This is a genomic window from Amphritea atlantica (genome assembly GCF_024347255.1).
Taxonomy (GTDB): Bacteria; Pseudomonadota; Gammaproteobacteria; order Pseudomonadales; family Balneatricaceae; genus Amphritea; species Amphritea atlantica.
In genome coordinates, this window is record NZ_AP025284.1 from 1202598 (window position 1) to 1217693 (window position 15096).

Below are 15096 nucleotides of genomic sequence, written 5' to 3' on the forward strand. Positions count from 1 at the left end.
AGGATATGAAAATGCCTGTATATGCACTAAATCCTGACTATCAGGGCGAGCGGATGGATAGGGTGGAGAACTTCCACGGTAATCAGATTGTTTATCTCGGTTGGGATGAGCACCGCATGTTCTGCGCCGCCAAAGCGTTCCCGCTGCCACCTTCCATGCCCTTTGCGGCGCTGATTGACAACATTATGCCGGAAGCCTTTGGTCAGCACCCGGAGTTTAGCCAGATCAACTGGGACACCGCGGAATGGCTGCTGGACGGTGAACCGTTCAAGCCTCAGTTGGAGGTCGCTCTTGAAGAGCAGGGGGTGGGGCATAAGTCGCTGATCCGCTTTAAAACCCCTGAGTTAACGGGGTATCAGGGTGCTGGCGTTTAATGTCACAGAGCTTTAGCTGAGAGAGACCGACCGGTCTCTGGCATATCATCTGAGTGAGAGACCGGTCTGTTGCAGGGTGAAAGTATGAGTTATGAAGTAACAGTCGAACCAACCGGCGATGTGATCGAGGTTGAAGAGGGGCAGACCATTCTGGATGCTGCCCTGCGTCAGGGGGTCTGGTTGCCGTTTGCCTGTGGGCACGGCACCTGCGCCACCTGTAAGGTGCAGGTGCTGGAAGGTGAAGGTGATCTGGGTAACGCCTCTCCCTTTGCACTGATGGATATGGAGCGGGAGGAGGGCAAAGTGCTGGCCTGCTGCTGTACCCCGGAATCGGATATGGTGATCGAGGCGGATATCGATGTGGATGATGACTTTGCCGGTTATCCGGTGGAAGATTTTATCGGCACCGTCACCGAGATCAGAGATCTGTCACCGACGATTAAAGGGGTATTGTTTGAGCTGGACAAGCCGATGGCGTTTCAGGCCGGTCAGTATATTAATCTGAAGCTGCCGGGCGTTGAGGGTAGCCGGGCGTTCTCTATCGCCAACAAACCCTCCGATGCCACCACACTGGAACTGCATGTCCGTCTGGTGCCGGGCGGGGCGGGCACCACCTACCTGCATCAGCAGCTGGAGGTGGGGGATACCCTGGATGTGAGTGGTCCCTATGGTCAGTTTTTTGTGCGTAAATCGGATCAGCAGGGCGCGATCTTTATCGCCGGTGGTTCGGGGCTATCCAGCCCGCAATCGATGATTCTGGATCTGCTGGAAGAGGGCGACAGCCGCCCGATCACCCTGTTGCAGGGCGCGCGCAATCTCTCTGAGTTGTATAACCGGTCGCTGTTTGAAAACCTCGACAGAGAGTTTGCCAACTTCACCTATGTGCCCGCGCTGAATGCGCCGGAGCCGGAGGATGACTGGCAGGGCTTTACCGGTTTTGTCCATGAAGCGGCCCAGGCGCAGTTCAATGGTCGGTTTGATGGCAATAAAGCGTATCTCTGCGGTCCGCCACCGATGATCGATGCGGCGATAACCACCCTGATGCAGGGACGGTTGTTTGAGCGGGATATCCATATGGAACGCTTTGTCACCGCTGCTGATGGTGCTGAAGAGCAGAGCCGCTCGGCGCTATTTAAACGGATCTGATTGTTCTGATCTTTCACCGCTATACATACCGATAGCTTTGAGACAGACAAAACCGCAGCGCTATGCTGCGGTTTGCCTGTTCCAGTAGGCAATAAATTGCTGCGTAAAGGTTGTTACTCTGCTCGACAGGTGTTGACGGTGGGGATAGATTACATTAACCGGTATCTGGGTATTACACACTTGGGGCAGGAGGCTGACGAGCTCCCCCTTTTCTAGCATGGAATGAATGGCAAACTCCGGGCAAAAAGCGATCACTCTGCCGGTGAAAGCCATATTCGCCGCCGCCAGAGCGCTGTTCACCCGGGCAATAATCCTCGGTTTTATTTCAACTTTCTGTTTGTCTTGCAAAAAGCCCCAGCTTCCCGCTTGTCGATAGTTGCTATCAAATACACAGGGCAGGTCTGCCAGTTGTTCTATTGTGTCAGGCCGACCATAGTGCGCTATAAACTCAGGCGATGCGCAAAGGATCATCCGGGTGAAACCTGCAGGCTTTGCAATCAGCGATGAGTCCGCCAGCTTGCCAATTCTCAGGGCAACATCAAAGCCTTCGCTGATCAGGTCTACAAAGCGATCATTCAGTTGCAGTTCGATTTTCAGGTCAGGGTTGGCGGATGTCAGTTCTGCGATAAACGGCATTAACACCAGCTCGCCAAAGGTCGTTGGTGCCGAGATACGTAATCGTCCAACCAGACTTTGGCTTTCGTTAAGGAGCTGAGCTTCGAGATTGACAATATCATCCAGTATTTTTTTGGCCTGTTCATAGTAACTGTAACCTTCGCTGGTGACCTGCATGCTGCGTGTCGAGCGAATAATCAGTCTGACTTTCAGTAGCGCTTCCAGCTGTGATATATGCGTGCTGACGAGGGCTTTGGTTTTGCCTAAACGGTTTGCTGCGGCGGTAAAGCTGCCAGCCTCTGTAACGGTCACAAAGGTAGACATCAGGTTCAGTTTATCCATTCTCGGAAAGCCTTATCGGAAGTATTAACTAATTGTTAAATTATATTAAACAATATGTATATTAAATGGATTATTGTTTGTTTTATTGATTGAGTCAAAATGTATCCATCAACTACGAATCAATTGATGAGGATAACTCAATGAATACTTCTCCTGCTTATGCGGCAACGCTGCTGCGCCTCGCTCTGGGTAGCATGTATCTGGCACATGGCTTGTTAAAACTGCTGGTGTTTACACCGGAAGGCACGGCAGGCTTTTTTAGTTCACTTGGACTGCCAGGCTTCTTCGGGCCTGTCACTATGGCGTTGGAAATCGCTGGCGGTACTGCACTGATTTTAGGCGTTTATGCTCGCTACGTAGCGGCAGCCCTGATCCCTGTGCTGCTGGGCGCCGTCATCCTGGTTCATGGAGCCAATGGCTGGGGCTTTGGTAATAAAGGTGGAGGCTGGGAGTATCCGGTGTTTCTGATCGCGGCATCTGTTGTGCAGTTTTTGCTGGGCGATGGACGCTATGCCCTTAAGTCTCAGGTGGCAAAGTCCGCCGCAGCCTGAATTGTATGGGGACGCTGGCGGTCGGCTGTCGGCGTTCCTGTTGGCCGAGCTCAAGGAGTGGAATTATGTTAGTTAATGGCGTGTGGCAAAGTAAATGGGATCCGGTACAGAAAAAAGATGAGCAGGGGCGCTTTCTCCGTCAAAGCAGTGCCTTTAGAAAAACGATCGCTGCAGATCGTATTGCCGCGGTAAAGTATGGCGCTGTTGAAACGCTGGGGGTGAAACTCTATGTGGCATATATCTGCCCCTGGGCAACCCGCACACTGATCGCCCGGTCTTTGCTGGGGCTGGAAAAGTATATACCTGTCAGCATTGTTGATCCGCAACTAAGTGATAGCGGCTGGCAGTTTCACGGATATCCCGGGAGTACACCGGCAAAGCAGGAATCGATAAGCTATATTTATCAGCTGTACACCGAGGCCGATCCTGACTATACCGGACGTGCAACAGTACCTGTTTTATGGGACACAGAAGGTCACACGATAATCAATAATGAGTCTGCGGACATCATCAGGATTTTTAACCATGATCTGCGGCCTGTACATAACGCTGAGATTGATCTGGCACCTGAATTACTGCTGCATGAGATAGATCGCTTTAATGAGCGGATCTACGATACCTTAAATAACGGGGTCTATCGTGCCGGCTTTGCCTCCTCTCAGGAGGCGTACGAAGAAGCTTACAACGATGTGTTTACAACCTTAGCCTGGTTGGAAAAGCATTTTGGACACAGTGTGTATGCGGTTGCTGATCAGCTTACCGAGAGTGATATCCGTTTGTTTGTTACTCTGGCTCGTTTTGATGTGGCCTATTATGGATTATTCAAAACCAATAAGGCGCGAATCTCTGACTATGCAAATATTTCTGCGTATATGGCGCGGTTGTTAAAGATTCCGGCGTTTAGTCAGAATACTAATATCGATCATATAAAAGCCGGTTATTACTCCATCAAGGAATTGAATCCGATGGGAATAGTACCTCAGGGGCCAGAGTTAGACTGGTTTGATTATCTGAATTAGGAGATTGTTATGTCGGAAGTATCTGCACCGGTTATGTTTATCGGTCACGGTTCACCCCGCTGGGCGCTGTCGCCAGGTGCCGCGGCGGCCCGGTTGCAGGAGTACAGTGTTTACTTTACTCAGGTGAAGGCGCTACTGGTGATATCACCCCACTGGATTACCCGAGGGATGCAGCTGACTGCATCTCCTCAACCGGAAACCATCCATGATTTTGGTGGCTTTGACGAGGCGCTGTATCAACTGCAATATCCGGTTGCCGGAGACCCCGGTCTTGCGGGTCATATTCAGACCGTCTTGCAGGACCAGGGAGTAGCGGTTTCACTGAATCAACAACGTGGCTTAGATCATGGCACCTGGGTTCCGTTGCTGCATATGCTGCCGGAGCATAAAATTCCGGTACTGCAGTTGTCGATTGATGCGGGTTCGACACCAGAGTCTCTGGTAGCGTTGGGCGGGGCATTAAAGAGTCTTCGTAGTGAGGGGGTTGCGATCATCGCTTCCGGAAGTCTGACTCATAATCTCTATCATATGGGTGATGAGCAGGGTTCACCACTGGACTATGTGGTGCGGTTTCAGTCCTGGGCCAGAGCGCAGGTCATTGAGCGCAATATTTCAGCCCTGAGTCAGCCCCACCTGGAATCAGATGATTTTGCCCAGGCTCACCCGAGTGCTGAGCACTATCTGCCGCTGTTGATAGCGATGGGCGCCAGTCGTGAGTCCGATCAGCTCTCCGTATTAGACAGCCCGGTGCTATACCGCGCGTTATCGATGGAGTCTTATGGGTGGAGCTGATTAAATAATTAACTCAATACTGAAATTATTAACCATATGATCAACAGGCCTTGCGACTCAGCAGGGCTTTTTTTTATCTCATAATCTATCCTGATTAATAACTCTTTTTAAAACAGAGGGTTGTACCATGTTTTTCTGTTCAGCTTCGATGCTGGCACAGTGGTTGCTCATCTATTAAGGCGTAATAACTATAACAAGCGCCAGAGGAGATTCGTATGCCGGATCAGAACACCCATTTGATCAGGGTTGTTAACCGGGATCAAAGCTTTAAATGTGCATCAGATCAGGTGTTGCTGATTGCGATGGAGCGGATGTGTGCAAATGTGATTAACGTGGGATGTCGTGGTGGTGGTTGTGGCGTTTGTAAGATCCGTATTCTTCAAGGGGAGTATGAGTGCAAACGGATGAGTAAAGCGCATATCTCTGACGCTGAACAACAGCAGGGCTTTGTTCTGGCCTGTCGGGTTTTTCCGCGAACAGATCTTGAGATTGAAGCGGATCACTATCAGCCACGGGAATCATATTATACAAACAGGGACGCCAGGAAGGCGGCCTGCTAAATACTGAAAGCAGTTGAGCAATCAGTTGAACACTCAGCTGAACAATAAAAGCAAAGTGCAGAGGAAATCGAGATGAGAAAAGGTGTAATGCGCCCCGGTCATATTCAGATCCGGGTTTTGGATGTTGAAGAAGCTCTGAAACACTACCGGGACCTGATGGGCCTGATCGAAGTTGAACGCGATAGCCAGGGACGTGCCTACCTCAAAGGCTGGACCGAGGTGGACAAATTCTCCGTTGTCCTGCGGCAAGCCGATGAGCCGGGTATGGATTTTGTGGGTTACAAAGTGCTGGACAACCAGACGTTGGAAAAACTGCATGGCGAACTGGTTGAATATGGCTGCAACGTCGAAGAGATCCCTGCCGGTGAACTCAATGGCTGTGGTCGTCGTATCCGTTTTGATTCACCTACTGGCCATATGTTTGAACTGTTTGCCGAGAAGGAACAGACCGGTAAATGGGGCCTGTCTAAAGTAAACCCCGAAGCATGGCCCCGTGGCCTGACGGGCATGAAGGCGACCCGTTTTGACCACTGTCTGCTGTATGGGCCAAACATCGCCGGTACTCTTGATCTGTTCCAGAAAGTGCTGGGCTTTGAGCTGGCAGAGCAGGTGCTGGATCCCGAAGGTACCCGCATCGCCGGATTCCTGACCGCCAGTATGAAAGCCCATGATGTTGCCTTTATCGAGTGTCCTGAGCCGGGTAAGTTGCACCATGCCTCGTTCTTCCTGGATACCTGGGAAGATGTGCTGCGCGCCGCCGACCTTATCTCAATGGAAGATGTTTCTCTGGATATCGGTCCAACCCGCCACGGCCTGACCCATGGTAAGACGATCTACTTCTTTGACCCATCCGGTAACCGTTCAGAGGTATTCTGTGGTGGTGATTATCACTATCCGGATCATGAGCCAGTCACCTGGAAAGCGGAAGATCTTGGCAAGGCGATTTTCTACCATGACCGGGTGCTCAACGAGCGTTTCCTGACTGTTCTGACCTGAGCCCTGACTGGATAACCTGATAATTATAAGGCTGCACTGTTGTTTCAATCTGGCAGTGCGGCCATTGTGACGGGGGTTATAACCCCGTCGGATATAGTTCTATTGTCTGTTGTTCCCTGAGACTGCGAGCGTCAGACAGATTTTCCCCTGAGGTTAGCGAGTACCGACATGCACGAATTTAAAAACTTTATTAACGGTGAATTTGTCACCACGGCCAGCGGTAAAACCTTTGAAAACCGCAACCCGGTCGACAACAGTCTGCTGGGGCTGGTTCATGAAGCGGGGCAGCCTGAAGTGGATGCAGCCGTAAAGGCGGCTAAAGCCGCGATGCAGGGGCCCTGGGGGAAGATGACTCAGGCGCAGCGAATTGCTCTGCTGGATAAGGTCGCCAACCGAATCAATGAACGCTTCGATGAGTTTCTCGATGCCGAGTGTAAAGACACCGGTAAGCCCCACAAGATCGCCTCTCATATCGATATTCCCCGTGGCGCAGCCAACTTTAAAGCGTTCTCTGAAACCCTGGCGAACCATCCGACGGAAGCCTTTAAACTGGATACACCGGATGGCCGCGGTGCACTGAACTATGGCCACCGTACCCCCAAAGGGGTGATCGCCGTGATCAGCCCCTGGAACCTGCCACTGCTGCTGATGACCTGGAAAGTGGGCCCGGCGCTGGCCTGCGGTAACACCGTGGTAGTCAAACCTTCAGAAGAAACCCCCGCCACGGCAACATTGCTTGGTGAAGTGATGAACGAGTGTGGCGTTCCTAAAGGTGTCTATAACGTCGTCCATGGTTTTGGCCCGGATTCAGCCGGAGCTTACCTGACTGAGCATCCCGGTGTGAATGCGATCACCTTTACCGGTGAAACCCGCACCGGCGAGATCATTATGCGCGCAGCCTCTGTTGGCTTGCGTAATATCTCTCTGGAGTGCGGCGGTAAGAACCCCGGTATCGTGTTTGCCGACTGCGATATGGACAAAGCGATCGAAGGCACCATGCGTTCGGCGTTTGTTAACTGTGGCCAGGTCTGCCTGGGTACTGAACGGGTTTATGTTGAACGTCCTATTTTCGACGAGTTTGTGCAGCGTCTGAAAGAGGGGGTCGAAAAACTCAAACTGGGTGTGCCGGAAGACCCCGAGGTGGATTTTGGTCCGCTAGTGAGTCAGGAACACAAAGAGAAAGTATTGTCCTACTACCGCCTGGCGGTGGAAGAGGGTGCGACTGTGGTCACTGGTGGAGGTGTCCCCGAGATGGGTGATGCACTGAATGCCGGAGCCTGGGTTGAGCCAACCATCTGGACCGGCCTGCCTGATGATGCCCGTGTTGTGCGTGAAGAGGTCTTTGGGCCCTGCTGTCACATCCGTCCGTTTGATACCGAAGAGGAAGTGATCGAACTGGCCAACGATACCAAATATGGTCTTTCGGCAGCGATCTGGACGGAAAACTCTGCCCGGGCGTCCCGCGTCGCGGAAGCGATGGAAGTGGGGATCTGCTGGGTTAACAGCTGGTTCTTGCGGGATCTGCGGACCGCCTTCGGTGGCGCGAAAGAGTCCGGTATCGGCCGTGAAGGCGGGGTACACGGTCTGGAGTTTTATACCGAGCTGAAAAACGTCTGCATCAAGCTGTAATGGCTGATTCACTGACAACTAGATATTGAGACGATGATGAATACAGAACAGATAAAACTACTGGGCGATGAACTCTACCAGGCCCTGTGTCAGCGACAGCAGGTGAAGCCGCTGACCTCACGATTCGAGGATATCACCATCGAAGATTCCTACCATATCTCCTTGCAGTTGTTGCAGCGCCGGCTTGATGCGGGTGAACGGATTATTGGTAAGAAGATCGGCCTGACATCAAAAGCGGTGCAGAACATGCTTAAAGTCGATCAGCCTGACTTTGGTTATCTGACGGATAAGATGGCCTTCAGTCAGGGCCAGGAGATGCCTATCTCCCAGCAACTGATTCAGCCGAAAGCGGAGGGTGAGATCGCCTTCATCCTGAAGAAAGATCTGTTGGGACCAGGTATTACAGCAGCCGATGTTCTGGCGGCAACCGACTGTGTGATCCCCTGCTTTGAGGTGGTGGATTCCCGCATCGACAACTGGCAGATCAAAATTCAGGATACCGTGGCGGATAATGCCTCCTGCGGACTGTTTGTCCTGGGCGATAAAGCGGTCGATCCCCGCAAAGTGGATCTGTCCACCTGCGGTATGGTGGTGGAGAAAAATGGTTCGGTGATCTCAACCGGTGCCGGTGCTGCGGCGCTGGGCAGTCCGGTGAACTGTGTCGTCTGGCTGGCGAATAAGCTGGGTGAGTTTGGCATCCCGCTTAAAGCTGGAGAAGTGATTTTATCTGGTTCACTGGTGCCGCTGGAGCCAGTGCAAGCCGGGGATTATATGAGCGTTAGTATCGGTGGTATCGGTTCGGCTTCTGTCCGTTTTGTATAACCACTAGCAATATTTGGCTTCCTTATTCAGAAGCTTAGGGTGAAATTTTATGAGTAAGAAATTAAAAGCAGTGATTATCGGGCCGGGTAATATCGGTACCGACTTGCTGATGAAGATGAAACGGTCTGAGTGGATCGAACCGGTGTGGATGGTGGGGATCGACCCGGAATCCGATGGCCTGAAGCGCGCCCGGGAGATGGGTATTAAAACCACCGCTGAAGGCGTTGATGGGGTGCTGCCGCACGTCATCGAAGATGATATCCGTGTCGCCTTCGATGCTACCTCGGCCTATGTTCATGCCGAGAACAGCCGCAAGCTGAACGAACTGGGCGTCATCATGATCGACCTGACACCGGCAGCGATTGGCCCCTTCTGTGTGCCACCCGTCAACCTGCGAGCGCACGCACAAAATCTGGAGATGAACGTCAACATGGTCACCTGTGGTGGCCAGGCAACGATCCCGATGGTCGCCGCTGTGTCCAGCGTGCAGCCGGTTGAGTACGGTGAAATTATCGCCACCGTCTCCTCTAAGTCTGCTGGCCCTGGTACCCGCAAAAATATCGATGAGTTTACCCGTACTACCGCCGGTGCCGTGGAAAAGGTCGGCGGCGCGAAAAAAGGTAAAGCGATCATCATTATCAACCCCGCTGAGCCACCGCTGATGATGCGCGACACCGTGCACTGTCTCACCGAAGGCGAGCCGGATCAGGCGGCCATTACCGCCTCCGTTCACGCCATGGTGAAAGAGGTACAGAAATATGTACCCGGTTATCACCTGGTCAACGGTCCGGTATTTGATGGCAACCGCGTCTCCATGTTTATGGAAGTGGAAGGTCTGGGTGATTATCTGCCGAAGTATGCTGGCAACCTGGACATCATGACCGCCGCGGGGTTGCGCACCGCTGAGATGTTTGCGGAAGAAGCCGCTAACGGCAACATTACCCTGCCAGCACGCGGCTAAATGGAGGAGAAAACAATGAATCTGAAAGGTAAAAAAGTAGTCCTCCACGACATGAGTCTGCGGGATGGGATGCACGCCAAACGTCACCAGATCTCGCTGGAACAGATGGTGAATGTGGCCACGGCACTGGATGAAGCGGGTATGCCGCTGATCGAAGTCACCCATGGTGATGGTCTGGGCGGTACCTCGGTGAACTACGGTTTTCCGGCGCACAGCGACGAAGAATATCTCGGCGCGGTGATTCCGAAACTGAAAAACGCCAAAGTCTCTGCCCTGTTGTTGCCCGGGATTGGCACGGTCGATCACCTGCGCATGGCGAAAGATCTGGGTGTGAACACTATCCGTGTTGCCAGCCACTGTACCGAAGCCGATGTGACTGAACAGCACATCGGTCTGGCCGCCAAACTGGAGATGGACACCGTCGGTTTCCTGATGATGGCGCACATGGCCAGCCCAGAGAAAATTCTCGAACAGGCGCGGCTGATGGTCTCTTATGGCGCTAACTGCATCTACTGCACCGACTCTGCCGGTTACATGCTGCCGGATGAAGTAACCGAGAAGATCGGTCTGCTGCGGGCTGAACTGGACGCCTCTATTGAGGTGGGTTTCCACGGCCACCACAACATGGGGATGGCGGTGGCCAACTCCCTGGCGGCAATCGATGCCGGTGCCGGGCGTATCGATGGCTCGGTGGCTGGGTTAGGTGCCGGTGCCGGTAACACCCCACTGGAAGTACTGGTAGCGACACTGGTACGGATGGAAGCGGACCACGGTATCGATCTGTACAAGATCATGGATGTTGCGGAAGACCTGATCGTACCGATGATGGACCAGCCGATCCGTGTCGATCGTGACGCGCTGACACTGGGCTTTGCGGGTGTTTACTCCTCATTCCTGCTGTTTGCGAAACGGGCGGAAGCGAAGTATGGCATTCAGGCCCGGGACATTCTGGTCGAGCTGGGGCGCCGCGGCACCGTTGGTGGACAGGAAGATATGATTGAAGACCTGGCACTGACCATGTTTAAAGAAAAGCAGGCAAAAGAGAAGGGGTTAATCTGATGGCTGACGTTCAGGAAAATAAGTTAACACAAGCACAGATCGAAGAGCTGGCGATTCACCTGGAAAACGCCGAACTGGAAGCATACGAAGTCACCAAGATCACCGATGATTTTCCGGAGATGACCTATAAGGATGCTTTTGATATTCAGTGGGAGATCCGTCGTCGTAAAGAGGCGAGGGGCAACAAGATTGTTGGTATGAAGATGGGCCTGACCTCCTGGGCGAAGATGGCGCAGATGGGGGTTGAACATCCCTGCTACGGCTTCCTCGCGGACTACTTCTCCGTGCCGGACGGTGGCGAGATCAAACATGATGAACTGATCCATCCGAAGATCGAAGCGGAACTGGCGTTTGTTACCAAAGCCCCGTTGAAAGGGCCCGGCATCCATATCGGTGATGTACTGCGCGCTACTGATTTTGTCATGCCAGCCGTTGAAGTGATCGATTCCCGCTATAAGGATTTCAAGTTCGATCTGAAGAGTGTTATTGCGGATAACTCCAGTTCCAGCCGCTTTATCACCGGTGGGCGTATGGCTCCTCCGGCGGATCTTGATCTGAAAACCCTGGGGGTTGTGATGGAGATCAATGGCGAAGTGGTGCAGACCGGTGCAGGTGCAGCGGTGCTGGGCCATCCGGCGTCATCTGTGGCGATGCTGGCGAATATGCTGGGTGAGCGCGGCGAAGAGATTCCGGCGGGCACCTTCATCATGATCGGCGCGATCACTGCGGCGGTGCAAGTCAATAAAGGCGATAGCTTTAGCGTTCGCTATCAGGATCTGGGGACCATTAGCGGTAAATTTGTTTGAGACCGCTGGGCCTGATCATTTATGATTGATCAGGCTGATCTTTAAACAAAGCGTTTAATCAGCAAGATCCGAAGCAGCCCTGATGATGGGCTGCTTTATTTTTTAGAGGTAAATCATGGCGGATAGCTGCATTCAGAGTCAACTGACGGAGCCGGGACAGGAAGGGCCGGTGACTGTGAGTATCTCCCGAAAAGTAAAACCCGGTTTCGAGGCTGACTATGAAGCCTGGATCTCCGGGGTCATTGAAGCCGCCTCAGAATATCCAGGGCATCAGGGCAGTAATGTGCTGCGTCCTTCAGCGTCAACAGGGAACCGTTATGTGCTGATCTACCGCTTTGACAGTTATGAAAACTGTGAAAGATGGGAGTCCTCAGAACTGCGAAAGCAGTGGCTTGATAAACTTGCCCCTCTGATTGAGGGGGAGGCCGAGGTGCAGCGGGGAACCGGTCTTGAGTTCTGGTTTGATCTTCCTGAGTTGCCAGTTAATAAACACCCTTCACCGCATAAGATGGCGCTGGTTTTGATTGCGGTGGTCTATGTACTGATTATGGCGATCAACCTGAGTCTGGGGCCCTACCTCAGTGGCGTTGATCTCTGGTTAAAAACCGCAATAATTGTAACCCTTCAGGTATTGCTGATGACCTATCTGGTGATGCCCAGAGTGACCCGTCTGTTGAAAGGGTGGTTATTTAAATAAGCGTTAACATAAGGACTGTTTTTAAATAAGGATGGTGTGATGCCAATAGTCTCTATTAGTATGATGGAAGGCCGCTCTGACGAGCAGAAAGAGCGGATGATAAACGAAGTCAGTGAAGCGATTGCCCGTTCTCTGGAAGCGCCGAAAGAGAGTGTCCGGGTATTAATTTACGAAATGCCAAAGCAGCATTTTGGCATCGGCGGACAGTCCGCAAAGGCGCTGGGTAAGTAAGTTGTGTTTTAAGCCTCCTGCCGGAGGCTTTTTTATCCCCCTTTGCTTTTCGGGTCAATAAACCGCTGTCGCGGTGTTATCATGGGCCTTCTACTTTTCCCCAAGCTAAATGAGCCCCGTTAAATCGTGAAGCCTGATCTTCTCAATGGTGAAATCCGCCCAACGCTGATTAAGATGACACTGCCGATGATGCTCGGCATCGTCAGCCTGATGCTGTTCAATGTGGCGGACAGTTATTTTGTCAGCCGGCTGGGGACTGAACCCCTGGCAGCGCTGGGTTTCACCTTTCCGGTATCGTTTACGGTGATCAGTCTCTCTATTGGTCTGAGTGTCGGTACCTCAGCCACAATCGCCCGGCTAATCGGATCAGGCAATGCCAGTGGTGCACGTCAATTGACCACGGATAATCTGTTACTGACGACACTGCTGATGGTGTTGATTGCTTCATTCTTCGTCCTGTTTATCGATCCACTTTTTCGGCTTCTGGGAGCAGGGGATACCTTGATGCCCTATATCCACAGCTATATGTCGGTATGGTTTTTTGGCTCGGTTTTTTACGTTCTGATCATGGTGTCGAATAGTTCTCTGCGTGCTTGTGGCGATACCCGCACGCCGGCGATGCTGATGGGGTTTTCCTCAGTGATGAATCTGCTTCTGGATCCGCTGCTGATCTTTGGCTGGGGGCCGCTCCCTGCTCTGGGCATTCAGGGGGCGGCTATTGCCAGTCTGATTGCCTGGGGAATTGCTGCCGCTGCTGCGCTGGCAAATTTATATCTGCGCAAAGGCTTGCTGGTGCTAAGAATCGAATCCTTGTCTGTTGCGATGCAGCATTGGCTGATGGTGATGAAAATCGGTTTTCCTGCGGCCCTTTCCAATATGATGACACCGATAACAGCAGCGATTATGACAGCGGTTGTGGCAACCCACGGGCCTGAAGCGGTGGCTGCGTTTGGTGTCGGAAACCGGCTGGAATCGCTTTCGCTGCTGGCAAACCTGGCGCTCTCTATGACGCTGCCCCCTTTTATAAGTCAGAATTTTGGCCGTGGGCAAGTAGTGCGGGTGCGGGCGGCATACCTGAGTGCTGTCCGGTTTGCTTTGCTCTGGCAAGCATTGATTTATATTATTTTATTTATTTTTGCCGGGGGAATCGGTGCGCTTTTCAGTGATCAGGCAGAGGTGATTAATCTGATCAGTTTATGGATTTTGATTGTCCCTCTGGGATTTGGTTTTCAGGCAGTCACTTTTCTCACCGCTTCAAGTTTTAATGCGGTTCATCAACCTATGAAAGCGATGCGTATCAGTGTTTTTCGTCTGTTCATTCTCTATGTACCCTGCGGTTATCTGGGGAATTACCTTGCCGGGCTGGAGGGGATGTTTGTGGCGTTTGTTATTGCAAATATGTGCACTGCAGCAATGGCGTTCAGGTGGATGCAGCGCCATCTGAACAGTCTTAATCCTTTGACAACGCTTAAATAAGTTGTATCTTGTCTTAACGTTGTAACAGAGACGCAGTACTCTTTCGCAGCGAAACAGGGCTGCTAAATTGACCTACTAAACGAAAGTCATATTACGCCTGTTCGTTGATAGATATATGATCTGGAAAAATACAAAAAATAAAAAACTATAACTACAACTCGAAACAACAAATCTCAAGAAGCAAAGGGGACGTGAGCATGACACAGAAAATTGCTCTGGTAACAGGTGGTACCGGTGGTATCGGTACCGCTATCTGTCGCGCATTGGCGGACGCAGGTGTAAAGGTCGTTGCTGGCTACAATTCCGGTGGTAATCACGAAAAAGCAAAAGCCTGGCAGGAAGAACAGAAAGCGGATGGCTACGATATTCTGGTAGCCTATGGCGATGTAACAGATGAAGAGTCATGTGCTGCCTGTATTAAAACGGTTGAAGAAGTGGCCGGTGGCAGTGTTGATATTCTGGTGAACAATGCAGGTATCACCCGTGATGGTACCTTCCGCAAGATGAGTTGGGAGCAGTGGAACGAAGTGTTGTCTGCCAACCTTGATTCTATGTTCCATATGACCCGCCTGGTGATCAATCCAATGCTGGATAAGGGCTGGGGACGGGTTATTAATATCTCTTCTGTTAATGCTCAGAAAGGTCAGTTTGGTCAGTGTAACTACTCTGCTGCGAAAGCGGGTATTCACGGCTTTACCAAGGCTCTGGCGCAGGAAGTTGCAGCGAAAGGGGTTACCGTTAACACCGTTTCACCGGGTTACGTTATGACGCCGATGGTTGCTAAGATTCCTGAAGAGGTGCTGGAAAAGATTATCCGTCAGGTACCCGTGGGTCGCCTTGGCGAGCCTGCCGAGATTGGCAAGGCGGTTTCTTACCTGGCCAGTGATGACTGTGGTTATGTGACCGGTTCTGACTTCTCCATTAATGGTGGTCAGCACATGTCGTAAGCTGTATTCAGCATTAAAAAAACCCGCATCTGCGGGTTTTTTTGTTACTTTAATAAGCGTTTCATAACCCTGC

General features: G+C 51.9%; 17 protein-coding genes. 16 read left to right on the forward strand and 1 reads right to left on the reverse strand.

Annotation, left to right across the window (positions count from 1 at the left end):
- Positions 1-11: 11 nt before the first annotated feature.
- Positions 12-374 (forward strand): phenol hydroxylase subunit P4, encoded by a 363-nt coding sequence (locus OCU43_RS05390; protein ID WP_261832988.1) that lies wholly within the window; start codon positions 12-14, stop codon positions 372-374.
- 84 nt (positions 375-458) lie between these two features.
- A complete protein-coding gene (locus tag OCU43_RS05395; RefSeq protein ID WP_261832989.1) occupies positions 459-1520 on the forward strand; it encodes an NADH:ubiquinone reductase (Na(+)-transporting) subunit F in 1062 nt (353 codons plus the stop codon).
- A 60-nt stretch (positions 1521-1580) separates the two neighbouring features.
- Here the strand turns inward: OCU43_RS05395 and OCU43_RS05400 are convergent, their stop codons facing one another.
- The gene (locus OCU43_RS05400; RefSeq protein ID WP_091360857.1) at positions 1581-2477 is read right to left on the reverse strand and encodes a LysR family transcriptional regulator; all 897 of its coding nucleotides are present in this window, start codon (positions 2475-2477) and stop codon (positions 1581-1583) included.
- 140 nt (positions 2478-2617) lie between these two features.
- Between OCU43_RS05400 and OCU43_RS05405 the strand changes: the two genes are divergently transcribed.
- The 14 genes from OCU43_RS05405 to phbB all read left to right on the forward strand — a co-directional run bounded on the left by OCU43_RS05405 (position 2618) and on the right by phbB (position 15023).
- On the forward strand, positions 2618-3028 hold the full coding sequence (locus OCU43_RS05405) for a DoxX family protein (protein WP_091360855.1): 411 nt from the start codon (positions 2618-2620) through the stop codon (positions 3026-3028).
- A gap of 65 nt (positions 3029-3093) precedes the next feature.
- The gene (locus OCU43_RS05410; protein ID WP_091360854.1) at positions 3094-4047 is read left to right on the forward strand and encodes a glutathione S-transferase family protein; all 954 of its coding nucleotides are present in this window, start codon (positions 3094-3096) and stop codon (positions 4045-4047) included.
- Positions 4048-4056: 9 nt separating this feature from the next.
- Positions 4057-4839, forward strand: coding sequence for a DODA-type extradiol aromatic ring-opening family dioxygenase (locus tag OCU43_RS05415; RefSeq protein ID WP_091360852.1), 783 nt, complete (start codon positions 4057-4059; stop codon positions 4837-4839).
- Positions 4840-5054: 215 nt separating this feature from the next.
- Positions 5055-5399 (forward strand): 2Fe-2S iron-sulfur cluster-binding protein, encoded by a 345-nt coding sequence (locus tag OCU43_RS05420; RefSeq protein WP_091360850.1) that lies wholly within the window; start codon positions 5055-5057, stop codon positions 5397-5399.
- Between the two features lie 72 nt (positions 5400-5471).
- The gene (locus OCU43_RS05425; protein WP_091360849.1) at positions 5472-6395 is read left to right on the forward strand and encodes a catechol 2,3-dioxygenase; all 924 of its coding nucleotides are present in this window, start codon (positions 5472-5474) and stop codon (positions 6393-6395) included.
- Positions 6396-6563: 168 nt separating this feature from the next.
- Positions 6564-8024, forward strand: a complete 1461-nt coding sequence (locus OCU43_RS05430) for a 2-hydroxymuconic semialdehyde dehydrogenase (RefSeq protein ID WP_091360847.1) — start codon at positions 6564-6566, stop codon at positions 8022-8024.
- Positions 8025-8060: 36 nt separating this feature from the next.
- Positions 8061-8846, forward strand: a complete 786-nt coding sequence (dmpE, locus tag OCU43_RS05435) for a 2-oxopent-4-enoate hydratase (protein WP_091360869.1) — start codon at positions 8061-8063, stop codon at positions 8844-8846.
- A gap of 49 nt (positions 8847-8895) precedes the next feature.
- Positions 8896-9807 carry an acetaldehyde dehydrogenase (acetylating) gene (locus OCU43_RS05440; protein ID WP_091360845.1) on the forward strand — a complete coding sequence of 304 codons (912 nt, stop codon included), beginning with the start codon at positions 8896-8898 and terminating at the stop codon, positions 9805-9807.
- Positions 9808-9822: 15 nt separating this feature from the next.
- Positions 9823-10866: a 4-hydroxy-2-oxovalerate aldolase gene (gene dmpG, locus OCU43_RS05445; RefSeq protein WP_091360867.1), complete on the forward strand. Its 1044-nt coding sequence runs from the start codon at positions 9823-9825 to the stop codon at positions 10864-10866.
- The gene (dmpH, locus tag OCU43_RS05450) at positions 10866-11672 is read left to right on the forward strand and encodes a 2-oxo-3-hexenedioate decarboxylase (RefSeq protein WP_091360843.1); all 807 of its coding nucleotides are present in this window, start codon (positions 10866-10868) and stop codon (positions 11670-11672) included. Before dmpG ends, dmpH begins: the two co-directional genes overlap by 1 nt.
- Positions 11673-11787: 115 nt before the next feature.
- Positions 11788-12369 (forward strand): antibiotic biosynthesis monooxygenase, encoded by a 582-nt coding sequence (locus OCU43_RS05455; protein ID WP_091360841.1) that lies wholly within the window; start codon positions 11788-11790, stop codon positions 12367-12369.
- Positions 12370-12408: 39 nt separating this feature from the next.
- Positions 12409-12600 (forward strand): 2-hydroxymuconate tautomerase, encoded by a 192-nt coding sequence (gene thmT, locus OCU43_RS05460; RefSeq protein WP_091360839.1) that lies wholly within the window; start codon positions 12409-12411, stop codon positions 12598-12600.
- Between the two features lie 126 nt (positions 12601-12726).
- The gene (locus OCU43_RS05465) at positions 12727-14076 is read left to right on the forward strand and encodes an MATE family efflux transporter (protein WP_217647467.1); all 1350 of its coding nucleotides are present in this window, start codon (positions 12727-12729) and stop codon (positions 14074-14076) included.
- 197 nt (positions 14077-14273) lie between these two features.
- A complete protein-coding gene (phbB, locus tag OCU43_RS05470) occupies positions 14274-15023 on the forward strand; it encodes an acetoacetyl-CoA reductase (RefSeq protein WP_091360837.1) in 750 nt (249 codons plus the stop codon).
- Positions 15024-15096 lie beyond the last annotated feature (73 nt).